This window comes from Lentzea alba (assembly GCF_047445655.1).
Classification (GTDB): domain Bacteria; phylum Actinomycetota; class Actinomycetes; order Mycobacteriales; family Pseudonocardiaceae; genus Lentzea; species Lentzea alba_A.
Genome location: NZ_JAJAEG010000026.1, coordinates 82159 through 107909, shown reverse-complemented (window position 1 = coordinate 107909; position 25751 = coordinate 82159). Strand labels below are relative to the sequence as shown.

General features: G+C 67.9%; 19 protein-coding genes. 11 read left to right on the top strand and 8 right to left on the bottom strand.

Annotated features, from left to right (window positions below):
- Positions 1–2 precede the first annotated feature (2 nt).
- Entirely contained in the window at positions 3–1310 is a 1308-nt protein-coding gene (locus tag LFM09_RS35570) for an alpha/beta fold hydrolase (RefSeq protein ID WP_414100985.1), read from the top strand.
- A 57-nt stretch (positions 1311–1367) separates the two neighbouring features.
- Here the strand turns inward: LFM09_RS35570 and LFM09_RS35565 are convergent, their stop codons facing one another.
- Entirely contained in the window at positions 1368–2906 is a 1539-nt protein-coding gene (locus LFM09_RS35565; protein WP_414100984.1) for a serine/threonine-protein kinase, read from the bottom strand.
- A 135-nt stretch (positions 2907–3041) separates the two neighbouring features.
- Here LFM09_RS35565 and LFM09_RS35560 point away from each other — a divergent pair, with 135 nt between their 5' ends.
- Positions 3042–6602: a TIR domain-containing protein gene (locus LFM09_RS35560; RefSeq protein ID WP_414100983.1), complete on the top strand. Its 3561-nt coding sequence runs from the start codon at positions 3042–3044 to the stop codon at positions 6600–6602.
- 16 nt (positions 6603–6618) lie between these two features.
- Here the strand turns inward: LFM09_RS35560 and LFM09_RS35555 are convergent, their stop codons facing one another.
- Complete coding sequence (locus tag LFM09_RS35555; protein WP_414100982.1) at positions 6619–7326, bottom strand: DUF4386 domain-containing protein; 708 nt, start codon at positions 7324–7326, stop codon at positions 6619–6621.
- 113 nt (positions 7327–7439) lie between these two features.
- Here LFM09_RS35555 and LFM09_RS35550 point away from each other — a divergent pair, with 113 nt between their 5' ends.
- The 3 genes from LFM09_RS35550 to LFM09_RS35540 all read left to right on the top strand — a co-directional run bounded on the left by LFM09_RS35550 (position 7440) and on the right by LFM09_RS35540 (position 10347).
- Positions 7440–8129 carry a TetR/AcrR family transcriptional regulator gene (locus LFM09_RS35550; protein ID WP_414100981.1) on the top strand — a complete coding sequence of 230 codons (690 nt, stop codon included), beginning with the start codon at positions 7440–7442 and terminating at the stop codon, positions 8127–8129.
- An 821-nt stretch (positions 8130–8950) separates the two neighbouring features.
- Positions 8951–9568: a hypothetical protein gene (locus LFM09_RS35545; protein ID WP_414100980.1), complete on the top strand. Its 618-nt coding sequence runs from the start codon at positions 8951–8953 to the stop codon at positions 9566–9568.
- A gap of 473 nt (positions 9569–10041) precedes the next feature.
- The gene (locus LFM09_RS35540; protein WP_414100979.1) at positions 10042–10347 is read left to right on the top strand and encodes a hypothetical protein; all 306 of its coding nucleotides are present in this window, start codon (positions 10042–10044) and stop codon (positions 10345–10347) included.
- Here LFM09_RS35540 and LFM09_RS35535 read toward each other — a convergent pair.
- The 5 genes from LFM09_RS35535 to LFM09_RS35515 all read right to left on the bottom strand — a co-directional run bounded on the left by LFM09_RS35535 (position 10305) and on the right by LFM09_RS35515 (position 12348).
- Positions 10305–10460, bottom strand: a complete 156-nt coding sequence (locus LFM09_RS35535; protein ID WP_414100978.1) for a hypothetical protein — start codon at positions 10458–10460, stop codon at positions 10305–10307. The genes LFM09_RS35540 and LFM09_RS35535 overlap by 43 nt on opposite strands.
- A gap of 22 nt (positions 10461–10482) precedes the next feature.
- Positions 10483–10695, bottom strand: a complete 213-nt coding sequence (locus tag LFM09_RS35530; RefSeq protein WP_414100977.1) for a hypothetical protein — start codon at positions 10693–10695, stop codon at positions 10483–10485.
- A 132-nt stretch (positions 10696–10827) separates the two neighbouring features.
- A complete protein-coding gene (locus tag LFM09_RS35525) occupies positions 10828–11073 on the bottom strand; it encodes an RICIN domain-containing protein (protein WP_414100976.1) in 246 nt (81 codons plus the stop codon).
- Positions 11074–11154: 81 nt separating this feature from the next.
- Positions 11155–11445: a hypothetical protein gene (locus tag LFM09_RS35520; protein WP_414100975.1), complete on the bottom strand. Its 291-nt coding sequence runs from the start codon at positions 11443–11445 to the stop codon at positions 11155–11157.
- Positions 11446–11508: 63 nt separating this feature from the next.
- Positions 11509–12348 (bottom strand): AraC family transcriptional regulator, encoded by an 840-nt coding sequence (locus LFM09_RS35515; RefSeq protein ID WP_414100974.1) that lies wholly within the window; start codon positions 12346–12348, stop codon positions 11509–11511.
- A gap of 55 nt (positions 12349–12403) precedes the next feature.
- Here LFM09_RS35515 and LFM09_RS35510 point away from each other — a divergent pair, with 55 nt between their 5' ends.
- On the top strand, positions 12404–13156 hold the full coding sequence (locus LFM09_RS35510) for a nuclear transport factor 2 family protein (RefSeq protein ID WP_414100973.1): 753 nt from the start codon (positions 12404–12406) through the stop codon (positions 13154–13156).
- Positions 13157–13303: 147 nt separating this feature from the next.
- On the opposite strand, the gene LFM09_RS35505 is transcribed toward LFM09_RS35510, so the two are convergent.
- The gene (locus LFM09_RS35505; RefSeq protein WP_414100972.1) at positions 13304–14146 is read right to left on the bottom strand and encodes a hypothetical protein; all 843 of its coding nucleotides are present in this window, start codon (positions 14144–14146) and stop codon (positions 13304–13306) included.
- On the opposite strand from LFM09_RS35505, the gene LFM09_RS35500 reads away from it, so the two are divergent.
- From LFM09_RS35500 to LFM09_RS35480, 5 genes are read left to right on the top strand one after another with little or no spacing between them, the layout of a single operon-like run.
- Entirely contained in the window at positions 14126–19924 is a 5799-nt protein-coding gene (locus LFM09_RS35500) for an SDR family NAD(P)-dependent oxidoreductase (RefSeq protein WP_414100971.1), read from the top strand. The two genes, LFM09_RS35505 and LFM09_RS35500, sit on opposite strands and share 21 nt — an antisense overlap.
- Positions 19912–23577 carry a beta-ketoacyl synthase N-terminal-like domain-containing protein gene (locus LFM09_RS35495; protein ID WP_414100970.1) on the top strand — a complete coding sequence of 1222 codons (3666 nt, stop codon included), beginning with the start codon at positions 19912–19914 and terminating at the stop codon, positions 23575–23577. The genes LFM09_RS35500 and LFM09_RS35495 overlap by 13 nt, the downstream gene beginning before the upstream one ends.
- Positions 23577–23837: an acyl carrier protein gene (locus tag LFM09_RS35490; protein WP_036014077.1), complete on the top strand. Its 261-nt coding sequence runs from the start codon at positions 23577–23579 to the stop codon at positions 23835–23837. The genes LFM09_RS35495 and LFM09_RS35490 overlap by 1 nt, the downstream gene beginning before the upstream one ends.
- On the top strand, positions 23830–24597 hold the full coding sequence (locus LFM09_RS35485) for an alpha/beta fold hydrolase (RefSeq protein ID WP_414100969.1): 768 nt from the start codon (positions 23830–23832) through the stop codon (positions 24595–24597). Before LFM09_RS35490 ends, LFM09_RS35485 begins: the two co-directional genes overlap by 8 nt.
- Complete coding sequence (locus LFM09_RS35480) at positions 24594–25751, top strand: glycosyltransferase (RefSeq protein ID WP_414100968.1); 1158 nt, start codon at positions 24594–24596, stop codon at positions 25749–25751. The genes LFM09_RS35485 and LFM09_RS35480 overlap by 4 nt, the downstream gene beginning before the upstream one ends.

Below are 25751 nucleotides of genomic sequence, written 5' to 3'. Positions count from 1 at the left end.
ACATGCCGGACGGCATCGCGATCGACCGGTCGCGCAACACCATTCACATCAGCCGCACCTACACCGCGGGTCCCGACCGGGTGTGGTGGGCCTGGACCGACCCCGAGGCGATCAGTCGTTGGTGGGGACCTGAGGGCTGGGACGCGACCGTGTACGAGATGGACGTGCGGCCGGGTGGGCGTTGGCGGTTCCGGATCGCGCCGGTGGACGAATCGGCCGACCCGGTCCGCATCATCGCCACCTATGGCACCGTCGTACCCCGCGTCGAACTGTCCTATGAGGACAGCTTTGCCGACGAGAAGTGGGAAGCCGATGGCACGGGGACCTTCCCGACTTCGGTCACCTTCGCCGCGTCTGGCACCGGCTGCACCGTCGAGGTGGCAGCGACCTTTCCCGACGGTGCCGCCTTGCAGCGGGCCGTCGAACTCCAGATGGCCGATGGCTACGCCGAAGCGCTCGGCCGGCTCGCCGGCCTGCTCGAACCAACTTCGCACGAAGGAGAAACGATCATGTCCACGATCACTTCCGCCGACGGCACCACGATCGCCTACGAGAAGACCGGTTCCGGTTCCGCGGTCATCGTGATCAGCAACGTCGCCGAGGACCGCACCGGAGTCGCCGGTCTGGCCGAGGCGTTGTCCGCGCACTTCACCGTGATCACCTTCGACCGCCGCGGGCGCGGCGCCAGCGGTGACCCGCAGCCCTACGACCCGGCCCGCGAGATCGAGGACATCGCCGCGTTGATCGAGGTCCTGGGCGGTTCGGCGGCCCTGATGAGCGGTTCCGGTGGCTCAGGTCTGACTCTCGACGCGGCAAGCGCCCTGGGAGACAAGGTGACCGGGCTCTACCTCTACGAGCCGCCGCTGATCGTCGACGACTCCCGGCCTCCGGCGCCCGCCGATTACGTCGAGCACGTGGAAGCGCTGGTCGCGGCGGGCAAACGCAGCGAGGCCGTCGAGTACTTCATGACCGAGATGATCCGCCTGCCGGCCGAGTACATCCCGGCGATGAAACAGGATCCGTCCTGGGACGAGATGGCCGAGTACGCCCACACCTACGCCTACGACGGCCGCATCCTTCAGGGGTTGCAGGACGGCAAACCGCTGCCCACCGATCGCTGGTCGATCGAGGCGCCGATCGCGGTGGCCGTCGGCGGCAACGGCGAGGAGTTCATCCGCAAGGGTGCAGAGGCGCTGGCCTCGATCCTGCCCAACGTCACCGTGCTGACGCTGGCCGACCACGACCACTCGGCGTTCTGGATGGCGCCGGAACCGGTCGCCGAGCAGGCCCGCGCGTACCTTCTGGGCTGAAGTGCTCCCCGAGCCACCCAGGTGATCCCGGACCCTGGCTCAACGAACAGGGCCTGACTACTGATACACCACCGCGACCGGAACAGACTCCATGATGTTGCTGCCGTTCGCCTGGTAGTGGACAGTCCACAACCGCGATGCCGGGTCGGGGTCGCCGTAGACGAAGCCGTTCTGGCAGTGGAAGTTCAACCTGAGGTCGCCCACGGTCGTAGTGGCTCCGCCCGCGGCATTGCAGCGTTGGCCGTCGGCCAGTTCGAGCAACCAGGCACGTGGTTCCTGGGGTGCCATCACGAGGTCGAACGGTAGCGGCTCCGTGAGGTTGATCATCGTTACCCGGTCGGGCGTCAAGTCGGGGCAGGCGACCACGTCCTGTGTGAACGGGCTGGCGAAGCACGGATCATGCAGCATGTTTCCGACAGTGCAACGGAAAGCCTCACGTCTGAGCGCCATGCTCGAGCCGGATGTGCACGACCCGCTCTCCACGGAGGAGACCGCAACGTTCGGTGCCAGGCCTTCGGGTGCCCAAGGTTGATACGTGAGCACGCGTGTTGCAGGAAGTGTCGTGGTCGTTGTGGTGGTTGGTGTCGTGGTCGTCGGCGAGGTTTGTTGATGCGACTGAACCTGGGACGGACGACCGGCGAAGTAGATGCCAGCGGCGACCAGCACCAGCACCAGCAAGGCGGAGGCGGCTGCGACAAGCACGGGCCGCCGTCGCTTGCGCGGAGGTTCAGACACTCGCGTCTGCAACCACGTCCGCTGCACCACCTGCCTCACGGCGTCGTCAGATCGTGTCGGTCTCTCTCCTGTCAGCGTCGACAGCAATTCCTGGGCCGTCGGCCGCGCCTGTGGATCCCTGGACGTCGCGGAGGTCAGCACAGGCATCAGGTCCTCGGGCATCCCGGCCAGATCTGGCGAGGTGTTGAGGAGCCGGTAGTGGACAGCCTCGAGCGGCCCCACACCGAACGGCGGTCGTCCGGTGCCGGCATAGGCCACGGTCAACGCCCACGAGTAGACGTCGGCAGGGCGACCGGCGGTTCCGGTGAGCTGCTCGGGTGCCATGAAACCGGGCGTGCCGACCGCGAGGCCGGTCTTGGTGAGCCGGGTGGAATCGGTGAACTGGGCGATGCCGAAGTCGATGAGTTTGGGACCGGTCTCGGCGAGCAGCACGTTCGCGGGCTTGAGATCGCGATGCACGACGCCTTCTCGATGCACCGCGCGCAGCGCGGCGGCAAGTCCCACAGCGAACCCGAACAGAGCTTCCGGCGGCAGCGGTCCAGATCGGTCTACGTAGTCGGCGAGCGATGGGCCGTCAACGTACTCGAGCACGAGATACGGAGGTGTCTCTTCCGTTTCTACCGCAAGGACATTCGCCGTGAATTCGCCTTGCACGCGGGTCAGCGTCGAGGCTTCTCGCTGAAACCGCGCCCTAAAGGCGTCGTCCGCCAGGTCGGCGCGTACCTGCTTGATCGCGACCAGCGAATTGTCCGCGGCGTGCGCGAGGTAGACGACGCCCATGCCGCCGGCGCCCAGCCTGCCGACGAGACGGTGATCGCCGATCCGGCGCGGATCATCGTCTTGCAGCGGCGCTAGTGCCACCACGACCTCCCAGGGGACTTGCTCGCCAGGTCCATCGCGTGTTGGCCCGCGAGCGTTTCGCTGGATTGCGCCGATCCGGTGACCTGCGGCGACGTGATCCCCGACAGGTGGACCAGCCGCTCTTACCATGGCGAGATGACGCACGACCGTGAAGCCTCTGACTTCGCCTATGACGTGTGTCTGTCCTATTCGGGGGAGCAGCGGGTCTACGTCCAGGGCATCGCGCTTCTCTTGCGGGAACGCGGAATCAGGGTGTTCGACGACGACTTCGAGCGGGCCGACCTGTGGGGCAAGGACCTCGTGGAGCACCTCGATCACGTGTACCGGAACGCCGCCGCCTACTGCGTGATCTTCGTGTCGGCGAGCTACGCGAACAGCGTGTGGACCCGGCACGAGCGACGAAGCGCTCAAGCTCGCGCGTTGTTCGAGGAGCGTGAGTACATCCTGCCGGTCCGATTCGATGACACCGTCATACCTGGTCTGGCGCCCACCATCAGCTACGTCGACCTGCGCTCGACCACTCATGAGGACCTCGTGGATCTCGTCGTGCGCAAGGTGGCAAGTACCGACACCGATCGCGCGTGGCCTGTTCCCGTGGCGATCAGTTCGGTCGTACACAGCCACAATCCGCATGTCCTGCTGGGCGAAGTGGCGTTGACCTGCCGTGTGGACGAGTTGAGCGCGTTGGCCACGTGGCTCACCAGCCAGACGCGACGGATGATGTGTCTGATCGCTCCCGGTGGCCAAGGGAAGAGCGCGCTTGCCTGGACATTCTTCCAACAGACTGCGAAGAACAAGTTGTGGCACGGATTGAGTCTTGAGACTGACCACTACGCCTCGCTGAGCGACAGCCTCAAGACCTTCGCGGCCAAGTGTTCGAAGGTCGAGATCGCCGATGTGGATCACGCCATCGAGCAGATCGAGCAGCACGGCGCTCTCATCGTGCTCGACGGCTTCGAGAAGCTCTACGGGCTCTCCGAACGCCTTGAGGACATCAGCAGCCCGGTGCACCGCACCATCGCCGACCTGAGAGTGGAGGCTCTTCTGCGGCGACTGCTGAACTGCGGATCGACGCGGTTGCTGCTCACGGCACGGTTCGCTCCCGCGCTCACCGACGATCCGGAGGTCGCTCGGCACCGGGAACGGCTGGACCTCGGTTCCATCAGACCCGAGCACTCACCGGACTTCTGGTCCGGCCTGGGAGTTGGCGGGTCGGTAGCCGACTGCGCGACTGTCACTGCCGCTCTTCGCGGCAACCCGCTGCTGATGCGCACCGCCGCGCGGTGGGCGGTAGCACACGGCGTTCAGGACAACGGCGCGCGGGAATGGCTGGCGGCCAATCCCCAGTTCGTGCAGTCGATGCACAGCAGGGCTGCCTTCCAGCAGGCGGCCCTGGTCGAGGTGATCCGGGACGTCACAGGCGCCGAGCAGCAGATGTTGCTGGCCCTGGCGGCGTCGCGGCGGCGTTTGCTGCTCGACGACTGGTTGGCCATCGGGGAAGCCTTCGCGAGCGAGGACGGTGACCGCGGAGGGCTTCGGATGGCGCCCGGCAGCCTGCTGGCGCTCGGCCTGGTGCACCGCCGTGACGACGGCCGATACGAGACCCACGAGATCACCGGCGAAGCGGTGTTGCGGTCTTGCTCAGACGGGGACCTTCAACTGGTTTACCGACGTCTGGACGTCCTCTATGAGGGCGGCAAGCTCTACTTTCCCGCGATGGACCACGACGGCATGGCCGACTACGACCCCGACGTGGAGGTCGAGTCGGTGCTCGACCTCGACCACGACATCGGCTACTACCTCTCGTTGCTCGACCGCGAGCTGTTCAGCGACGCCCGCCACGTCATGAACAACTCGTTGTTCATGACGCTGCGCTTCCGGCTCGGCGACCTGAGGTCGCTGCTGTCGCTGACCGCCGCGTTCCGCGCCGCTCGCACCGCGGCGACCGGGCAGGTCGACCACAGCTTCTCCTTCCGCCAGGGCGAGATCGCTGTGTTCGACGGCAGACCTGATGAAGCCCTCAAACTGCTCGACCCCGACCCCGCCGACCCATCGCCGGCTCGCCTGCGCGCGGAAGCGCTGGCCCAACAACAGGACTTCACCGACGCCTACGCCTCCGCGCAACACGCGTGCTACGCGGCACTGTCCGTTTCGACGCTCATCGAGGAAGCCGACTACACGTCATTCCAGATGCTGGGCGCAAAGCACGCCACAGACAGCGCCGAGGCCATGATCGAGTTCGCGCTCACGCTGCGCACGTTGTCGCGAGTGCTGCGCGGCTTCGGACGGGTGCGTGCGGCAACGCTTGCCGCGCTGGCGGCTGTGACGCTCGTTCACCGATCAGGCCAACCTGGCATCTCGAGCATGGTGCACGAGGAACTGGGACATTGCGCGCTCGACGCGGGCATGGTCGATCAGGCCCGTTGGTGCGCCGACCGCGCCGCGGACGGAGCCGCCGAGATGAAGGTGGCCGAGCACCTCGTCAACGTCGGCTTCCTGAACCTGAGGATCCACGCCGAGCAAGGAGACCTCGCGTACCTGGCTGAGAACGTGACGACGATGGCGACGACAGCAGCCCGTCTCGGCTTCGGCGTTGTGGCACAAGAATGCATGGCGATCGCAGAGAGATTCGGCCTTGACGACGCATGGCTGCTGCAGAGCTGCACCTGGCGCTACCCGTCCCGGCCCACACGGCCCACCGCGGCGAGCCATCACCTGTACGACGAGCTGACGGAACTCCGCGACACACATCCACCTGGGCGGTGGATCGAGCTCACGTTGCTGAGAAGGCTGGCGAGCCCCAGATCCTCGTGGCCCGAACCCGTTCGGCACGTGTTCGACACCGTGCTCGGCGACGTGGCCGGCTGCCTGACGGCGCTCCGCTCGGACATCGGCGCTGACCGAGGCTCGAACGGATTCTTGTCCATGCTCGCCGAAGACTCCTCGGACGTCCAAGCGTTGAGCGAGCTCGCCGCCGCCTTCCCTGAAGGTGGCGACGAAGTCGTCTACACCTGCGCACTGGCAGGGATCCAGCACCTGCCGCGAAGCGACGAGCTGCGACGCTGCCTGCTTCGATCGGCCGTGCGGCCAGAGCAGTTGGAAACAGCCTTGGCGGCACTCGGCCAGGTCGCTGACGCGCAGGTGGCGCCGGGTGCTGTCACGTTCGACATGGCGAACGCACTGCGCGAAGCAGGGCACCACCTGCAAGCCGTTCTGATCGCCAACGCCGGTCACATCGCGGACCACAGCATGATGTGGAGATCGGGAAGCCCGATCGCGAACATCGTCGGTGCGGGACTCGACATGCTGAAGCTCGGCGTCGAGCCGGAAGGTGTCCTCACCGCGGTGACCGACGCATTGGCGGGCAGACCGCTCATCCACGAGCCATGGGATGAGCCGCCACGTCTCCTGAAACACGTGGGCGGAGCCAAAGACAGCGACCAGCACGCTTACAGCAGCCCGGCGAACGCCATGCGACAGATGAACGTCGAACGGATGACCTGGAACAGAGGAGCAGTGCAGCCGGGAACCGCGGAACACGTGGCAATCAGCGCTCTCGCCGCACACCTGGGCCTCTCTATGGCACGAGGTGTGAAGGTCTCTGGCGAACTGCGCACGGAATTGGCCGCGGACCTCTCCCTGATCCGCGGCCACGATGAGGCTGTTCGGCAGCTGATTCGGCACGTGAGCGAATGAGGTCTTGCGCGACCGGTCAGCTCGCAGCCGGTGTCGGCGTGCGCTCGGTTGACGATGCTTCGTGCAGTGCTTGGCTGCGGACCCCGCGGACGAGCAGGTAGCCGATCATCCAGAACTCGCCGACGGTCGCGGGGAAGACCAGAGCGTCGGCGACCACCGGCACGTCGGGGGCGAGGTATCCGACAAACGCGCTGAGCAGGTATCCGACGCCGCCGACGACGAGGATCCAGCCGAGGGCGCGTGGCATCCAGCCCGAGCGGAGCACGCACAGGCCCATGGGGATGAGCCACAGGCCGAAGAACAGTGCGCCCACGCCCCACATGTCGCCGCTGACCAGGTACAGGAGTTGGACGGTGGCTGCCGCGTCCCCGACCGGATCGAGCGCGACGTGGAGCGCCGTGCCCAGCAGGCCCGCGCTGACGAGGATCACGACCGCGTTGATGAGACCGAACGCGGCGATGCCGCCGGCGGCGAGCGGGTCCGCGGTGCGGAAAAGGCGGTAGAACCACACGGCGGCAAGGGTCTGGGTGACGACGATGAGCAGTTCGAAGGCGACGCCGGCCCGGGCCAGCAACTCGTGCTCGACCAGGTTGGCCAATGTCGCGCCGGGATCGTCGGCCACGAAGAGTTGTGACCGGATGAACAGGAAACCGACCAACCCTGTGATGGCGAGGCCGAGGTAGAGCAGCCCGGTCGTGCGTGCGGTACGGATCAGCGCGTGCATGGTGGCTCCTTCGGAGGCCGCATCGGCTCATGGCGGTGATCGAATCCGGTTCGCGATTCTTACGTTGTAAGGTGACCATACGATGTAAGGTGAGTGCAAGAGTTGGGAGGCTGGTGGCAGCGAAGGCGTCCAGGAAGCCGCTCAGCCGCGAGCGCGTGCTGGCTGCGGCGATCGCACTGGCCGATGCACAGGGGATTCAGGCGTTGACGATGCGTCGCCTCGCCGGCGATCTCAACGTCGAGGCCATGTCGCTCTACTACCACCTGCCCGACAAAGAGGCCCTGCTCGACGGCGTCGTCGAGACCGTGATCGCCGAGGTCGGTGCCGAGGTCGGCAGCCTTGACCCGAGTGGCGGTGACGAGGACTGGCGCACGCGGCTGCGGCGGCAGTTCCTCGCGGCGCGTCAGGTCATGTTGCGTCACCCGTGGGTACCTGGGCTGCTCGGCTCGCGCCGGACCGTCCCCGCCAGCGTGTACAGCTACTACGACGGGATCGTGGGCACTCTCGTCGGTGCCGGTTTCTCCTACCACCTCGCGCACCGGGCGCTGCACGCGTTCGGCAGCCTGCCGCTCGGGTTCGCGCAGGAGATCTTCAGTCCGGAGTCAGCCGGCGGGAGCATGGAGGCTGATGCCGCGGAAGCAGACTTTGCCGCGATGGCCGCAGCCGTGCCGCACCTGACCGCCATGATGGCAGCCGAGGTCCACGACAGCACCGATCCCAACCTCGGGTGGTGCGACAGCCAGATCGAGTTCGAGTTCACCCTCGACCTGCTCCTGAACGGGCTTGAACGCCTCCGCGGCTAGCTTGCCCACGTGCTTCGGGAACCTGAAGCCCGGCGACAGCCTCCTCGCCACATCGGCCAGGAACTGCCTACGTGGAGCGGGCGAGAGATGCTTGTGTCGTAGGCACTTGTGTGCATCCTGCCGCTGCCCACCGTACTAAGTGGAGTGAAACTGGACTGCGGCCAAAGTCAGTCCTGGAGGTCATCTTGGCTACCGGCCAACCATCAGCCTCCACCGAAGCCGCCACCGTCGTGTCCGCTTCATCCACAGCCGCAGTGCCTGTCTTGCAAGGCTCACGGGTGCCACATGCAGACGGAGGACCAGGAAGGCAGATGCGTCGAAGGAAGACAACGTGGAGGTCTTGACACGCGGCCAGGCAACACGGCCGTCTGCGGTGACGAAGCAGTACTGCATCCCCACGACGGCAGGAAGAATCTGGGTCGCAGTGGTCTGGTCGCTGGCAACGGCTTGTGCCGCAGTCGCACCTCTAGCGCGGGCGAAGCGCTTGCCGGGAGCGTGGTCTGTGATGTGCTAATGATCATGCTGGCAGCGGGCAGGCTGATGGTCGTGGTGCGCCGAGAAATTCTGATCGTGCACGGGAACGAGTCGCGAAGCCACCGACACCGGGACCTCTTCCCTGAGCGGCGGAAGCCGGTTCGACCGCTCGACGCGGGGTCCGTGTTGACGACATCGGTGCGAAGGAATACTCCCCTTCTCAACCGCCAGTCTCCGGTCGCCGTCGACGTAGCGTCAATCTGGCGACGGGGTGACCACAGGGCGCCGCGCATGCTCGACCTACCCGCCGACCTTCGACACCGAAAGGGAACACGACACCAATGGAAATGGAAGAACTGCTGTGGCGGTTGACCGACAAGTACGCGCCCGCCCGGCCGGCGTACTCCGTCGCGACCAGGCCAGTGTGGTTCGACCACGCCGGTGATCTCGTCGTGCTCGACAGCCCGATCACCTGGGAGACCCCGTGGCGCACCGAGGGCGGGTTCAACCACCGCCTGCCCGCGGGCAGCCACCCCGTGCACGTGGGCTCCTGCCCCTACACCCCGGACGGCGAGGACCCCGACGCGTCCTGGCACACCGTCACCATGGTCGTGATCCCGTTGACCGAGCCCTCAAGGATCGCGGCGGCGGACTGGAACGTCCCCGGCTACGACGACAGCCACTTCATCGAGGACTACGCCGTCTTGTGGGGTGACGAGGCCATGCGCGCGTCGCTCCCGCATGACGAGGACGGCACGCCCGTCTTCGTGCGTGATGCGCGAGGCGACATCCGGGCCAGAGGACCGAGCCGCCGACAGGACAACTGGACGAACGTGGTGTTGGACCAGGAAACCGGTGCGAACGCCTTCGTCTTCCCCGTGCACGACGCGGAGTACGTCACGGGCTGGGAGATCGTCGACGACAAAGGCAACCTGCTCTGCCTGGTGCTGGCGGCCTGCGAATGAGGTGCCGGACAGGCTCCGCTGTCCGGTCCGCACGAGTTCACGGGATGAAGATCGTTCGCCAGTCGCGCACTGGTGACAAGGGTTTGGAGACGGAGGGCAAGGTCGACCACTTGACCTTCTCGACCGACTCCTCGAGGTGACCCTTCGCCTGGCGGTGCCGATCGGGATCGCCGGACCGTCTAGAGCTTCCGGAGCACGTGGAAGGGCGCCAACTGGTCGACCAGGTAGAGCTTGTCCCGGCGGCGCCTTACAGCTCTTGACGATGTGCGGCTCGATGCTGGACTTCATGGTGCGCCGGACAATGCGCGCGGGATCCTCGTCCTAGCGCGTGGCATCACCGTCGACGTGAACGAGGGCGGGATGTTCGTACGCGGCCACGTCGCGAACGGTCCGCGGGGCCGAGATGTCACGCGGCGAGCGGAGGCCTGGTCTTCCTGGACGAGTCGATCGTCACCCAGAACAGGACCAGAACCATGACCATCACATTCGGTTCCGCTGCTCGCCGCGCCACGGCGCTCTGCATCCTCGCCGTCGTCCTGCTGACCCTGAGCGTCAGCCCGACGCTGGGCGCTGTCGCCCAGGTGGACAAGCCTGTGCAGAAGCCCACCATCGTGCTCGTGCACGGAGCGTGGGCGGACGCTTCGAGCTGGAGCAACGTCATCACGAGGCTGCACCAGCACGGGTACAAGGTCGCGGCCGTCGCCAACCCGCTGCGCTCGCTGTCGAGCGACGCCGCCTACTTCTCGTCCACCGGCAACTTGTCGATCGGCGCCGCCTGAACGTCGTCGAGAACCTTCCGCGCGCCGGCCGCCCCGAGCTCGTACAGCAGGGGAGGCTTCGCCGTCGCGTCCGCGAACTCCTGCGCGGCGGGCTCCAGCACGTGCTTGCTCATCACAAGATCTCCCATCTGGCGTTCACGGGGCGAGCGGACCCTGCTGCGAGCCGTCGTGCTCGGCCTCCACCGCGTCGAGCAGGCTGTGCAACCCGACCTCGTAGCGCTGGACGTCCGTCGGGTCGAACCGCCAGTCCTCGATCGGCGCGCTCATCTCCTCGTCGGGACGGCTGGCCTTCGCCATCCTCAGTTCGTCCTCGACCTCGCGTTCGAGGTCACGCCAGTCGCCGCTCATGTCACGCCTTCCCGTCCCACCGGAGGCGTCCGTTGCCGTCCGGTCATCAGTCGAGACCGGGCGAGGGCCGGTTCTGTGACAGCCGTCCGCGGCCCCGGTTGGTCCGGGGCCGCGGACGGTGTCGTCAACCGGTCAGAAAGGCAGAGCCCAGTTCATGGTGGGAAGGGCCTCGCACCGGTACTGCTGTGCCGGGGCTCCGTTGTGCGTGGCCGAGCTCTGGATTTCGAGACACTTGCCACTGTTGCGGTTGACGACGTAGACGTAGCCGCCGCCCGCGGTGTAGGCCTCCCAGTAGGCGCCGGCCTGGTTGACGCAGTCCCACTGCTGTACGGGCGCGGCGATGATGGCCGAGATGAGCACGGCGAAGAGTGCGAGCATTTTTCTCACGATGGTCGCCCAGGACGTGGTTGAAATGAACTCGATGCACTTTATTTCTTGGGCCGAGTCGCGGCTAGCTTTTCAAGAATCTTTGAAATGAGACGAGAGCAGGGTGAGCAGTGCGCTGCCCATGATCGTGCGGCGGACCCGCACCGACTGCCCTTGCCGCTCTCTGACCAGCAGTCCTGCTTCCTCGAGCATCTCGCAGTGATAGGTCGTGACGCTCCGCGCGGTGCTGGTCAGGTGGGCTAGTTCACCCATCGTCGGATTGCGGTCGGCTGAACGGAGCACCTCCGCCCGCACCCTCCCCAACAGGAGTGCGGCGGTATCCGGTGTTTCTCTCACGACGACCCCCTCGTGCGTGAAATTCATCCGCCGAAATTAGCGCATGCGTTGCCCTGTCGACTATCGCCGAATCGCTCCGAGAGCAATTCCTCAGTCCCTGAAGGCGCCGGGTGAGATGCCCGCCTCACGGGTGAAGAACTTGGTGAAGTTGGTGGCCTCGCTGAACCCCAGCCGGTGCCCGATCGCCGCCGACGACAGGTCGGTGTGCACGAGCAGGCGCTTGGCCTCCAGCACGACACGGGCGTCGATCAACGCCTTCGCCGACTGGCCGGTCGCGGCGAGGCAGATGCGGTTGAGGCTGCGTGTCGAGTAACCGATCCTGGCCGCGTAGTCGCCGGCGTTGCGGGTGGTCGCGAACGAACGCTCCAGCTCTTGTTGGAAGCGCTCGAAGCGAGCGTCGCCGGGCCCCAGCTCCACGTCGATCGGCAAGCGGGCGGCGCGCAGCAGCAACGCGCCGAGCAGCTGGCGGAGCAGGTCCGGTGGCTCGTTCGTCAGCACGTTGCGGCGGTACTCGTGCAGCAGATCGCGCACCGCGCGGGTGAAGACCGCCTGCTCCGCCTTGGGGATGGTGCGGGCCGCCGGGCCGAACGGCGTGAGCAGCTGGCGGGTGCCGTCGAGCGGGGGCGGGAACGCCGGGGTGAAAAGGACCATGAACGCCTCCGCGTCGCCGGTGGGCAGGCGCAGCACGCGGCCGGGGCTGATGTGGAGCAACGTGCCGGGTTCGCACGGGTGGTCCACGAAATCGACCATGGTGGTGGCCTGGCCCGCGGTGACCAGGAACAGCTGGTGGAAGTCGGTGCGGTGCACCTTCGTCAGCGTGTCTTCGGTGAGCCTGCGGCGGAGCACGGCGAGGTCGAGCACTTCGAGACCCAGCGGGCCGCGGTCGGGGTTGCTGAAGCCGAAGCTGGCGACGTGTCCACTTCTGACCATGGTGAGGCGTGATCCTACCTCGTTTCCGGTGCGCTGCCGGGAGATCGTATGAGCCATGGACAACAAGGAACTCGTGCTCAAGGCCGCCGGCGAACTCTTCGGTGACAAGGATCCGTCCGCTGTGGACCGCTGGGTCGCACCGGACTACCGCCAGCACAGCGCACTCATCGGTGACGGGCCTGAGGCGTTGCGGGGGCTCGTCGCGAACTTGCCGGAGGGCTTCCACTACGAGCTGGCGCGCGTGATCGCGGATGGTGATCTCGTTGCGCTGCACGGCATCTACCGCGGTTTCGGGCCGGAGCCGCTGGTCGCGTTCGACCTCTTCCGGGTGGCGGACGGCAAGCTCGCCGAGCACTGGGACGCGCTCACGCCCGTCGTCGAGGAGACGGCGAGCGGACGGTCCCAGACGGACGGTCCGACCCAGTCGGCGAACGTCGACACCGAGAACTCACGTGCGTTCGTCCGAGGGTTCGCGCAACGTGTGTTGCAGGACGCGGACTACACCGTGCTGACCGACTACATCTCCACCGAGACCTACCTGCAGCACAACCCGGAGGCCGCCGACGGGCTCACCGGGTTCGGCGCCGCCGCGGCGAAGTGGGCCGGGCAGGGCAAGAACCTGGTTTACAAGACCGTTCACAAGGTTGTCGCCGAAGGTGATCTGGTGCTGCTTCAGTCGGAGGGCGAGTTCGGGGAACCGGTGGCGTACTGGGACCTGTTCCGCGTGCAGGACGGGAAGATCGTCGAGCACTGGGACGTCATCGCGCCGATCCCGGCCGAACTGCCGCACGGCAACGGCCTGTTCTGAGCCCACTGCGGCCATAGCACGCCGCGCCATCCGCGAACTGGCGTAATGGGCCCCGCCATCTGGGGCCATTCGTCAGGTTACGCATGTGAGAAAGTTTCATCACCCCTCTCGACGGCGCCTGCGGTTTGTGCGTACGGTGAGCGCGCACTAACCGTACCGGTCAGTAGGAACCCTAGCTGAATTCCTTTCTCCCCACCCCTGCACGGTGAGGAAGCGAGCGCAGTGAACATGCCGTCGGATCGAGATCGGGTGCTGTGCCTGAGCCCGCTCAGCACCCCCAACCCTGCCCTTGTGGTCGCGGCCGAACGAGCGGGCGGCCTCGGCGTGCTCGACCTCGGGTCGAACGCCGCGGCCGATCTTCGGCGGGTGACCGCGCGTCACCCGCGCGCCTTCGGGGTGCGCCTGCACGGGCCGTTGACGGTTGCCTTGCCCGAGGCCGTCGACACCGTGGTGGTTGATCTCGTTCGACATGTTCCGAACCTGACTGAGCTGGGCGAACGTCGAATCCTGGCAATGATCACCTCGGTGGACGAGGCCGTTGCGGCGATCGAGTTCGGTGCCACCGGGTTGATCACCAAGGGTGCCGAGACCGGCGGCCGAGTGGGTGGTTCGCCCGCGTTCGTCCTGCTTCAACAGGTACTCGCGGTGACCGATCTGCCGGTCTGGGCGGCTGGTTCGATCGGTCCCGACACTGCTGCCGCGGCGATCGCCGGCGGTGCGCGCGGGGTGGTGCTGGAAGGCCAGCTCGCACTGGTCGGTGAGGCTCGAAAACACATTTCGCGAGAAATTGTGAACGTCGTCCGGATGATGGACGGAGCTGACACCGTCGTGAACGACGGGTTGCGTGTACATGTTCGTCGGAACACGCTTGAAATAGGGCAGGAAGGCGCCTTCGCGGAATTCAATCGCGTCTCGTTTGGGACCGTCGGAGGCGTGGTCGGCGCGATTCAGCGCGCCATTCGGGACAATGTGGCACAGGCGGGCGAACACCGCTCGATCCGGGCCGGTGGGCCGTTCTGCAACCGCGTGCCGGGCCTGCGGTACCCGATCGCGCAGGGGCCGATGACCCGCGTCAGCGACCAGCCGGCGTTCGCGGCGGCCGTCGCGGAGGGCGGTGCGCTGCCGTTCCTCGCGCTCGCGTTGATGGAGGGTCCGGCGGTTCACGAGCTGCTGGAGGAGACCGCCGCGAAGCTCGGCGACCGTCCGTGGGGCGTTGGGCTGCTGGGGTTCGCGCCGCAGGAGCTGCGGGCGCGGCAACTGGAGGCCGTGCTGGCGGTGCGGCCGCGGTACGCGATCGTCGCCGGTGGCACGCCCGCGCAGGCACGTGAGCTGGAGTCCGCTGGGATCGAAGCGTTTCTCCACGTGCCGTCGCCCGCATTGCTGCGCCGGTTCCTCGACGAGGGTGCGCGCAAGTTCGTCTTCGAGGGCTCGGAGTGCGGCGGGCACACGGGCCCTCGAACCAGCTTCACGTTGTGGCAGCAGCAGATCGACGTGCTGCGCGGCCGAGAGAAGGACGTCGTCGCCTTGTTCGCGGGCGGCATCCACGACGCCCGTTCGGCCGCGATGATCTCCGCGATGACCGCACCGCTTGCCGCCCGCGGCGCGGCGATCGGCGTGCTGGTCGGCACGGCCTACCTGTTCACCGAGGAAGCTGTTGAGCACGGTGCGATCCGGCCGGTGTTCCAGCAGGTCGCACTGGAGTGCGAGGACACCGCGCTGCTGGAGACCTCGCCGGGACACGCGGTTCGCTGCGCACAGACGTCCTATGTGGACACGTTCGAGCAGGCGCGGGCCGAGCTGGCGGGACTGCCCAAGCAGGAGAGCTGGGAGCGGCTCGAACAGCTCAACCTGGGCCGGCTTCGGCTGGCCAGCCGCGGACTCGTTCGCGGCGAGGACGGGCTGGTCGCGGTCGACGAAGACGAACAGCGCCGCGAGGGCATGTTCATGATCGGCCAGGTCGCGACCCTGCGATCCGAGCGCACCACGATCGCCCAGCTGCACGAGGACATCTGCTCCGGCGTGCTGCCCGAGAGCAGTTCGGAGACCGTCGAACGAGAACCGCTGGACGTCGCCATCGTCGGCATGGCCGCGATCATGCCGGGCGCGCGGGACGTGGCCGAGTTCTGGTCGAACGTGCTGGCAGGCACCGACTCCATCACCGAGATCCCCGCGGACCGCTGGTCGCCCGAGCGCTACAACAGCCCGTTCAAGTGGGGCGGGTTCATCCCGCGCACGGCGTTCGACCCGCTCGTCTACGGCATCCCGCCCGCCTCGCTGACCTCGATCGAACCGGCGCAGCTGCTGGCGTTGGAGGTGGCGGCGCAAGCACTCAAGGATGCTGGCTACGCGACGCGTGTGTTCGACCGCGAGCGTGCGTCGGTGATCTTCGGTGCCGAGGCCGGCGCCGACCTCGCAAACGCTTACACCGTCCGCACAGCGTTGCCCGCGTTGGGAATTCGCGGCCTGGACGACCACCTGCCGGCGCTGACCGAGGACTCCTTCCCCGGCGTGCTGGGCAACGTCATCTCCGGCCGGGTCGCCAACCGGCTCGACCTCGGCGGCGCGAACTACACGGTCGACGCGGCCTGCGCGTCCAGCCTCGCCGCGCTCGACGTGGCGTGCAAGGAACTTGTCGGCGGCACCAGCGACATGGTGCTGTGCGGCGCGGTCGACCTGCACAACAGCGCGCACGACTACCAGATGTTCGCCTCGGTCAAGGCGTTGTCGGCCAAGGGCCGTTGCGCGACGTTCGACTCGGCCGCCGATGGCATCGCTCTGGGCGAAGGTGTCGCGTGTGTGGTGCTGAAGCGGCTTGCCGATGCCGAACGCGACGGCGACCGGGTGTACGCGGTGATCAAGGGCATCGGCGCGTCGAGTGACGGCCGGTCGATGGGGCTCACCGCGCCGCGTCCGGAAGGCCAGCAGCGGGCTCTGCGCCGAGCTTACGCATCGGCGGGGTTGCCGGTCACGTCGGTCGGGCTGGTCGAGGCGCACGGCACGGGAACCGTGGTGGGCGACCGGACCGAGTTGGCGTCGCTGACCGAGATGTTCGCCGGGGTCGAGGCCGGCACCTGCACGATCGGGTCGGTGAAGTCGCAGATCGGGCACACCAAGTGCGCGGCGGGACTGGCCGGCGTGATCAAGGCGGCGCTGGCCGTGCACACCGGAGTGCGGCCCGGCACGTTGCACGTCAAGCAGCCCAACGCTTTCTGGAACGCCGAGACCAGCCCGTTCGCCTTCGGCCACCGCACCTGGGCCGCGCCGGTCTCGCAACGGGTCGCGGGTGTCAGCGCGTTCGGCTTCGGCGGCACCAACTTCCACACCGTGCTTTCCGGCTACGCCGGTGCGGACGAGCCGCGCCACGGCCGAACCGTCTGGCCCGCCGAGCTGTTCCTGATCCGCGGTGATGATCAGGCTGCCGCACAACGGGAAGCCGCTCGTCTCGCCGGGCTGGTCGACGACCGCACGCCGTTGCGCTCACTGGCCGCGGCCTGTGGCAGCGGAACGGTCCAGGCGGCGTTCGTCGTCAGTGATCACGCCGGTTTGCGTGCGGCGCTCGCGGATGTTGAGGTGTGGCGAGCTTCGGAGGCCGTCCGGTTGCGTGGGGGAGAGCGGCCGAAGATCGCGTTCCTGTACCCCGGTCAGGGCAGCCAGCGGCCCGGCATGCTGCTCGACCTGGTCACGGCTTTCCCGCGGCTGCAGGAGTTCGTTGATCCTCAGTACGAGCGGGTGATGTACCCGCCGACTGCTTTGACCGCGGAGGATGTCGCCGCGCAACGCGCCGCGATCACCGACACGCGGATGGCCCAGCCGACGCTCGGCATCGCCGGGCTGATGGTCACGGCTCTGCTGGAATCCGTTGGGGTGCGGCCGGATCTGGCCGGCGGGCACAGCTACGGCGAGCTCGTCGCCCTCACTGCCGCCGGTGTGTTCGAGGCTGCCGACCTGCTCTCGTTGAGTGTGGCGCGGGCCGAGGCGATGCTGGAGGCGGTCGGCGAGGATCCCGGCACGATGGCGGCGGTGTCCGCGCCATTGGCAGATGTCGAGGCGCTTCTACCGGCGGATGTCGTGGTGGCCAACCACAACGCACCCGAGCAGGTCGTCATCTCAGGCCCGACAGCTGCGGTCGAGAATGCCGTCGAAGCGCTTCGAGAGGCCGGACTGAGCGTCAAGGACATCCCGGTGGCCGCCGCGTTCCACAGCCCGCTGATGGCGGGTGCCCGTGACCGGTTCGCGGCCCGTTTGTCGGCCATTTCCATTGGTGAGACGGCTTTCCCGGTGTGGTCGAACGTCAGCGCTCAACCCCACATGGATGTGCTGGCCGGCCTGGCCGCGCAGCTCGCGGGCCGGGTCCGGTTCGTGGACCAGATCGAGTCGATGTACGAGGCAGGCGCGCGGATCTTCGTCGAGGCCGGGCCTGGTGGCGTGCTGACGTCGTTGGTGGGCAAGACCCTCGGCGACCGCCCGCACCAGGCGTTGCGCTGCGACGACCACGTCACGTTCCTGCGCACGCTCGCGGAACTCGCGGTCGCCGGCGTCGAGGTGGACGCCGCACCGCTGTTCGAGGACAGGGCCGAACCCGCCACGGTCGTGCCGCCACGGCCGGGCTGGTACGTGGATGGAGGTCTCGTGCGGGACGCGAACGGCGACGCACTGCCCGGCGGGCTGCGGCCCGCTACCGAGTTCCCGACCTTGAAGGTCGGATCGGGGCTGGGGCGCGACGAGATCATCGAGAAGTTCCTGGACGGCATGCGCGACGCGGTCAGCGCCCAGCGCGACGTCCTGCTGAGCTACCTCGGCACCGCTCCCGCCGAGGTCCCGGCGCCGAGGCAGGTGATCGAACAGGCTGTCGTCGCCGCCCCGGTCGCGGTGGCCAAGCCGCAGGAGGACGTGGGCGCGGTCGTGCTGCGGACGATCAGCACGCGGACGGGCTATCCCGTCGAGATGCTGCAGCCGGGCCTGGACCTGGAAGCCGACCTGTCGATCGACTCGATCAAGCGCACCGAGATCGTCGGCGAGCTGGTGGCCGAGCTGGGTGCGGCCGGGTCGGTGGACGAGCTGGCGCAGCTCAAGACGATCGAGGGGATCGTCGGCTGGTTCGGCTCCGCCGCGCCGGTCAGTGCTCCGGTGAAGGACGTCAGGGCCGTCGTGCTCCAGACGATCAGCACCCGCACCGGCTATCCGGTGGAGATGTTGCAGCCGGGGCTGGATCTGGAAGCGGACCTGTCGATCGACTCGATCAAGCGGACGGAGATCGTCGGCGAGCTGGCCCAGGAGTTGGGGGCGGCGGGGGAGATCGACGAGCTGGCGCAGCTCAAGACGATCGAGGCCATCGTGGGGTGGTTCGGTGCTTCGCCGACCGCGTCCCAGCCCGCGCTCGCCACCGCCGCGCCGCAATTGACACTCGCAGCCGGGGCTCCCACCACCTCGGCGCCCATGCCCGGCCGTCTTGTCCGCCTCGTTCCCCAGGTCGTGCCGTGCGGTCCTGCGGACCCCGTCGACCTGACCGGCAAGACCGTGCTGATCATCGACGACAACGGCATCGGTCTCGAACTCGCCGACCTGCTCGAACGCCACACCACCCGTCCGCGCATCGAACCGGTCTTCCCGGCAGATCTGACCGGCATCGACGTCGTGGTCCGGCTCGGCGGACGTCTGCCGGAGGCGTTCAGCGAGGTCAAGGCCTGCGTGACCAACGGCGTGAACCTCGTCGTGGTCACCACGGGCGGCGGCACGTTCGGTTTCGACCACATGCCCGACGGCCTGCCTGCGGACATCGGGCTGCACGGCCTGATCCGCACGGCCGCGCTCGAGTACCCGGACCTCGTGGTGCGCGCGGTCGACGTCAACCCCAAGGAAAGCCACCGCGACATCGCCACCGCGCTCGAAGCCGAGATGGGCCCAGGGCCGGCGGTCGTCGGCTACCAGGCGGGCAGGCGCCAGGTCATCGAAGCGGTTCCGGCCGACCTCGCACCCAAAACCCTCAACCTGGACGCCGACAGCGTCGTGCTGCTGACCGGTGGCGCGCGCGGCATCACGGCGTTGGCCGCGATCGCACTCGCGGAACGCACCGGCTGCCACGTCGAACTGATCGGCCGAACCCCCATCGCGCCGGAAGATCACCGCCTCACCCACGCCACGACCGAGCCCGAACTGGTCAAGGCGCTGTTCGAGCTGGGCGAGACCAAGGACGTCCCAGCCAAGGCACGCAGGATCCAGGCCGAGCGCGAAGTCCGGCAGACCATGGAACGGTTGCGCGCCAAGGCGTCGAGCGTGCGCTACCACGAGTGCGACGTCACCGACGCCGAAGCTGTGGCCAAGATCCAGAACGACATCAAAGCAAGGTTCGGGAAGATCGACGGTGTCATCCACGGCGCGGGCGTGCTGGACGACAAGCTGATCGCGGACAAGACCCAGGAGTCGTTCGACCGCGTTTGGGCCACGAAGGTCAACGGCGCCAAGGCGTTCACCGACGGTTTCCTCGTCCTGTTCGGCAGCGTCAGCGGCGTGTTCGGCAACCGCGGCCAGGCCGACTACTCGGCGGCGAACGACGCGCTGGACCGGATGGCCAGGTTCTGGGGCACTCAACGGAAGGTCGTCGCCGTCGACTGGGGTCCCTGGGCCGGTGCGGGCATGGCGGTCGAGCTCGCCGACGAGTACGCGCGCCGCGGCATCCCGCTGATCGACCCGGAGCAGGGCGCGCAGGCGTTGTTGAACGAGATCGCCTCAAGCCAGGACGTGCAGGTGATCTACCGATGGGAGGCATAGCGATCGTCGGGATCGGCGCCGTCTTCCCCGGCGCTCCCGATGCCGCGACGTTCTGGCGCAACATCGTCTCCGGCGTCGACGCCATCGGGCAGATCCCGGCCGGACGCTGGGACCCGGCCACCTACTACGACCAGGGCAGCACCACTGGCGACCGGTTCTACTGCCGCAAGGGCGGGTTCGTCGACGACCTGGCGGAGTTCGACCCGACCCGGTTCGGCATCATGCCGTCCACAGTGGACGGCGCGGAGCCGGACCAGCTGCTGGCCCTCGCCACGGCCGCGGAAGCGATTGCGGACGCGGGAGGCGAACAAGCACTCCCGAACCGGGAACGTGTCGGTGTCGTCGTTGGTCGCGGCGGCTATCTCACACCGGGGTGCGCGCGCCTCGACCAGAAGGTACGGCTCGCGGACGAGGTCGTGTCGGTGGTCCGCGACCTCTTCCCGAACCTGGCCGGCGCGGACCTCGCCACGGTCCGCCGGGCCATCCGCGACCGCATGGGCCCGGAGCAGCCGGAGTCGTCGATCGGCCTGGTTCCGAACCTGGCGGCGTCCCGCATCGCGAACCGCTTCGACCTGAAAGGCACCGCGTACACGGTCGACGCGGCTTGCGCGTCCGGGCTGGTCGCCGTCGAGCACGCCGTCCGCGAACTCCAGGAGGGCCGAGCGGACGCCATGCTCGCCGGCGCGGTGCACGTGTGCCACCACCCGACGTTGTGGAGCGTATTCACCCAGCTCAGGGCGTTGAGTCCGAGCGAGCGCATCCGGCCGTTCGACGCGAACGCAGACGGCACGCTGTTGTCCGAGGGCGTCGGCATGGTCGTGTTGAAGCGCCTTGAAGACGTCGGTGACGAGCGCGTCTACGCGGTGATCCGCGGCATCGGCACGGCCAGCGACGGCCGCGCGACCAGCATGATGACGCCCAACCCCGCGGGCCAGCTCCTCGCCGTGCAACGGGCCTGGGCCAGCGCGGGGCTTGATCCGCACCAGGACGGGCTCGGCCTGATCGAAGCCCACGGCACCGCCACCCCTGCCGGCGATGCCGCGGAACTCGCCACGATGATCAACGCGTTCGGTGCGGACGGCGACGAGATCGGCATCGGCACGGTGAAGTCGATGATCGGCCACGCGATGCCCGCCGCCGGGATGGCCGGCCTGATCAAGGCCGCGCTCGCGTTGCACCACAACACGTTGCCACCGACCCTCCACGTCGAGAACCCGCACGACGCGCTGAGCGGCACCAGGTTCACGCCGGTCAAGGAAGCCCGCGAGTGGAGCGGCCCGCACCGCGCGGTCGTGAACGCGTTCGGGTTCGGCGGGATCAACGCCCACGCGGTCCTCGACGGCCACACCCTCGCGAAACCGCGCAAGCCGGTCATGACCTTCGCCGCCGACACCGCCGAAGAGCTGGTCGAAGCGCTTCGACACCGCCGCACGTCCACCGCTGACCGGGCGTTCCGGCTCGCCATCGGCAACCCCGACGACCGCAAGCTCAAGCTCGCCGAGCGCGTGGTCGACCAGGGCAAGGCGTGGCCCGGCCGGCACGACATCTGGTTCGCCTCGCAACCGCTGCTGACCAGCACCGATCAGGTCGCGTTCCTGTTCCCGGGCTTCGAGCGCGAGTTCAGCGGCGAGGTCGTCGACCACGCCGTGCAGCTGCTCCAGGACGGCCGCCGGGAAGCCCGCGAACTGATGGCGCTCGGCATCACGCCCGGCGCGCTGGCGGGCCACAGCATGGGCGAGTGGACCGCGATGGTCGTCGGCGGCATCTACCCGACGATCGACCAGTTCGTCGACGCCCTCGGGCCCGGCGCGGTCGCGGTCGTCGACATCGCTTACGCCGCACTGGGTTGCTCCGCCGACACGGCCGAGCCGCACTTGGTCGACGGCGTCACGATCAGTCACGACAACTGCCCCCACCAGTCGGTGATCTGCGGCCCGATCGACAAGCTCGAACTGGTCCTGGAACGGTTGAAGGCCAACGGCGTCATGGCTCAGCTCATGCCGTTCCGCACCGGCTTCCACACCCCGGCGCTCGCCCCGTACCTCGGCCGCGCCAAGGAGATGCTCGACCAGCTGCCGGTCCGCACCTCGGACATCCCGGTCTGGTCGGCGAACTCGCTCGAACCCATGGCCGCCGAGGACGTCCGCGAGCTGGTCCTGCGGCACCTGGTCGAACCGGTGAAGTTCCGGCCCCTGCTGGAACGCCTGCACGGAGCCGGCTTCCGGGCGTTCGTCCAAATCGGACAGGGCAGTCTCCCCGGATTCGTCGCCGACACGCTCAACGACCGGCCGCACCTCGCCGTGAACGCGGACATCGCGCCGGAGGCGTTGTGGGCGTTCGGGCTCAAGCGCGGCACCGCGCACAAGGTCAAGCTCCAGCTCGGCACCCCGAAGATCAAGGTCGACCCGCTCGGCACCGAACCCGTGCTGGTCGCCGACGACAGCCCGATGTCCGCGGCGGTCAACAAGCTCCTGGCCCACACCAACGCCGTGGCGCGCGAGGTCGTCGGCGCGCTGAGGCCCAACGAGGCCGGGTTCACCCGCGAGTTCTCGCTCAGGACCATGCCGGAACTCGTCGACCACTCGGTGTTCCCGCAGGCGCCGGGCTGGCCGGACCTCGCGGACGGCTTCCCGATCGTGCCCGCGACCGGCCTGCTGGAGGTGTTCGCCGACGCCGCCCGCAGGCTCACCGGCGGCACCGTCCACGGGTTCGCCGACGTCAGGGCGAAGCGCTGGCTCACCGCGCTGCCCGCGACGACCGTGAAGATCACCGCCCGCGCCGAAGGTGCCGACCGCGTCGTCGTGAAGGTCGGCGACTACGCCGAAGGCATCGTGCTCATGTCGTCGGTGACCGCACAACGAGTCGGCAAGGAACTCGAAGGCGTCCGCGAAGCACCGGTCACCGCCGGTGAGCTGTACCGGGACAACTGGATGTTCCACGGACCTGCGTTCGCGGGCGTCACGAAGATCGACTGCCTGGCGGACAACGGGATCGCCGGTGTGCTGACGCCGTTGCCGGCGCCGGGCGCGTTGCTGGACAGCGCCGGGCAGCTGATCGGCCACTGGATGCAGGTCAGCCTCACCGTGGACCAGACCGTGCTGCCGACCGGGATCGAGCAGGTCTCGTTCCACGGGCCCGCACCTGTGGACGATGTTCAGTGCACGGCCTGGATCCGCTCGGTGACCGGCCAGGAGATGGTCGCCGACGCCGAGCTGACCGTGAACGGCGTGCTGTGGTGCCGGATCACCGGCTGGACGACCCGCCGGTTCACCACCGACGACCGGATCTGGCAGGTCAAGCTCAAGCCGGGTACGGAAATGCTGTCCACTCAGGACGGTGAGTGGCTGCGCGTAGCGGAGAACTGGGCGGACAGCGCCACCCGCGACCTGATCATGCGCCGCTATCTCAACGCCGCCGAGAGACTGCACTACGGCGGGCTGGACGTGCCCGCTCAACGGAACTGGCTGCTGCGCGTGATCGCGGTGAAGGACGCCGTGCGCGCCTGGCTGTGGGACCGCGGGGCCGGGCCGATCTACCCGGCCGAACTGACCGTGGACGCCAACGCCCGAGTGCGCGGAGCGTTCGCCGTGCCCCCGATCGAAGTCGTTTCAGAACAAGGCAACGCCGCCGCCCGGGTTAGGACGGAGAAGTGATGGACGAGGTCCTGCAGCAGGTCGCCAAGCTGATCACCGAGGTGGTCGGGCCGGACTTCCTGCTGGGCGTGGAGATCACCCGTGACACCACGTTCAGCGACGACCTCGGGCTGGAGTCGATCGAGTTCGTCGCGCTGGCGGACAAGCTCAACGCCCACTACGGCGTCGACCTCGTGGCGTTCCTGGCGGACATGGACATCGACGAGATCATGGCGATGTCCGTCGGACGGCTCGTCGACCACATCACGGCTCGTGTCTGACGTTCACGCCCGAGGGCTGCGCTTCCACGTGCAGCGGCTCGGGCCTACCGACGCACCAACCGTGGTCTTCGTGCACGGCCTGGTGATGGACAACCTGTCCAGCTTCTACTACACGCTCGCCGCACCGCTGGCCTCACGCGGCTTCGGCACCGTGTTGTTCGACCTGCGCGGGCACGGTCTCTCCGAACGGCCGCCATCCGGTTACACGCCGGAGGAAAGCGCGCTCGACCTGGTCGCGGTGCTGGACGAGATCGGCGTGACCGAGCCGGTCTACCTGCTGGGCAACAGCTACGGCGGCGTCGTCGCGATGTACGCGGCGGTCCAGGCTCCCGAACGAGTCGGCGGTGTCGTGCTGGTCGAATCGGCGTGCGGGGGAGTGGTCGGCGACGCGTGGTTCGAGGACATCACGAACACGCTGACCGTCGCCGCGCTGGGCTTGGAGTTCGACCGCACCCAGGACCAGCTGATGGCCCTCGGCCAACGCAAGATCGCCCGGCTTGCGGTGAACGCCAACGCGTTGCTGAACGGCACGACGCTGATCGATGACCTCGGCTCGGGCGCGAAACTCGACCTGACACAGGTGCAGTGCCCGGTGCTCGGGGTGTTCGGCGCGGAGTCCGAGCTGATCGGGGCAGCCGCGGAACTGCAGGAGCGCATCCCGTCGTGCCGGCTGCACGTCGTCTCCGGGCTGGGGCACACGGTGCTCCGCGAGGCGACGCCCGAGCTGCTCGACGTGCTGCTGGACTGGTTGCCGTCATGAGCCGGTTCCTGTTCGTGGTGCCGCCGCTGACCGGCCACATCAACCCGACCGCCTCCGTGGGAGGCGAACTGCTGGCGCGCGGCCACGAGGTGGCGTGGGTCGGGCATCCCGGAACCCTGGCGCCCCTGTTGCCGGACAACGCCGTGGTGTTCCCGGCGATCGACGACGACCTGGAAGCGGACATCCGCGCGAAACGAGAGCGGTGGCTCGCGTTGCGCGGGATGGCGGTGCTGAAGTTCTTCTGGGAAGAGTTCCTGATTCCGCTGGGGCACGCGATGGTGCCCGGTGTCTCGAAGGCCGTGACGGCGTTCGAGCCGGACATGATCGTCGCGGATCAGCAGGCGCTGGCTGGGCCGTTGGTCGCTCAGCACGCGTACCTGCCGTGGGCCACTTCGGCGAGCACGTCGGCCGAGCTGATCAATCCACTGAGGACGATGCCGAAGGTCGACGCCTGGGTGCGCGATCTGCTGTACGACTTCGCGGGCGGGGACATCAGGTTCTCCGACCGGCTGGTGCTGGTCTACAGCTCGAAGGCGCTGGTGGAGGGCGAGTTCGGGGACGAGGTGGCCTTTGTGGGGCCTGCCCTGAGCCACCGCGTCGAACGGGTGGACTTCCCGTGGGAGAGGTTGAACGAGAAGAGGCGCGTCCTCATCTCTCTCGGCACTCTCAACGGCCCGGCAGGCGAGCGTTTCCTCAGCCAGGCCCTCGAAGCGGTGGCTGACCTCGACGTTCAGGTGGTGATGGTCGGCGACCCGCGGCCCGCCCCACCCAACGTCCTCATCCTCCGATCGGTGCCCCAACTGGCGCTGATGCCACACCTGGACGCAGTCGTCACGCACGGCGGCCACAACACGGTCTGCGAGGCGTTGGCACACGGGTTGCCGCTGGTGGTAGCCCCGATCCGGGACGACCAGCCGACCGTGGCCGCCCAGGTCGTGGCGGCTGGAGCAGGCGTGCGGCTGACCTATTCACGGGCAAGGGCCGCAGATATTCGCAGTGCACTGGAATCCGTGCTGGACGAGCCGGAGTACGCGGCCGCCGCCGAACTGGTGCGGGAGTCGTTCTTGGCGGCAGGCGGCGCAGCGGCCGCAGCCGACCGACTGGAGAAGGTGGAGAAAGCGGGGCCGGGTGATTCTCACAGTGTCAATTTTTAG

What these genes read in the sequence shown, in the direction of transcription:
- LFM09_RS35570 (WP_414100985.1), top strand. Translation starts at nt 3, where the DNA reads ATGCCGGACGGCATCGCGATCGACCGGTCGCGCAACACCATTCACATC.
- LFM09_RS35560 (WP_414100983.1), top strand. Translation starts at nt 3,042, where the DNA reads ATGACGCACGACCGTGAAGCCTCTGACTTCGCCTATGACGTGTGTCTG.
- LFM09_RS35555 (WP_414100982.1), bottom strand. Translation starts at nt 7,326, where the DNA reads ATGCACGCGCTGATCCGTACCGCACGCACGACCGGGCTGCTCTACCTC.
- LFM09_RS35545 (WP_414100980.1), top strand. Translation starts at nt 8,951, where the DNA reads ATGGAAGAACTGCTGTGGCGGTTGACCGACAAGTACGCGCCCGCCCGG.
- LFM09_RS35540 (WP_414100979.1), top strand. Translation starts at nt 10,042, where the DNA reads ATGACCATCACATTCGGTTCCGCTGCTCGCCGCGCCACGGCGCTCTGC.
- LFM09_RS35535 (WP_414100978.1), bottom strand. Translation starts at nt 10,460, where the DNA reads ATGAGCAAGCACGTGCTGGAGCCCGCCGCGCAGGAGTTCGCGGACGCG.
- LFM09_RS35530 (WP_414100977.1), bottom strand. Translation starts at nt 10,695, where the DNA reads ATGAGCGGCGACTGGCGTGACCTCGAACGCGAGGTCGAGGACGAACTG.
- LFM09_RS35525 (WP_414100976.1), bottom strand. Translation starts at nt 11,073, where the DNA reads ATGCTCGCACTCTTCGCCGTGCTCATCTCGGCCATCATCGCCGCGCCC.
- LFM09_RS35520 (WP_414100975.1), bottom strand. Translation starts at nt 11,445, where the DNA reads ATGAATTTCACGCACGAGGGGGTCGTCGTGAGAGAAACACCGGATACC.
- LFM09_RS35515 (WP_414100974.1), bottom strand. Translation starts at nt 12,348, where the DNA reads ATGGTCAGAAGTGGACACGTCGCCAGCTTCGGCTTCAGCAACCCCGAC.
- LFM09_RS35510 (WP_414100973.1), top strand. Translation starts at nt 12,404, where the DNA reads ATGGACAACAAGGAACTCGTGCTCAAGGCCGCCGGCGAACTCTTCGGT.
- LFM09_RS35495 (WP_414100970.1), top strand. Translation starts at nt 19,912, where the DNA reads ATGGGAGGCATAGCGATCGTCGGGATCGGCGCCGTCTTCCCCGGCGCT.
- LFM09_RS35490 (WP_036014077.1), top strand. Translation starts at nt 23,577, where the DNA reads ATGGACGAGGTCCTGCAGCAGGTCGCCAAGCTGATCACCGAGGTGGTC.
- LFM09_RS35480 (WP_414100968.1), top strand. Translation starts at nt 24,594, where the DNA reads ATGAGCCGGTTCCTGTTCGTGGTGCCGCCGCTGACCGGCCACATCAAC.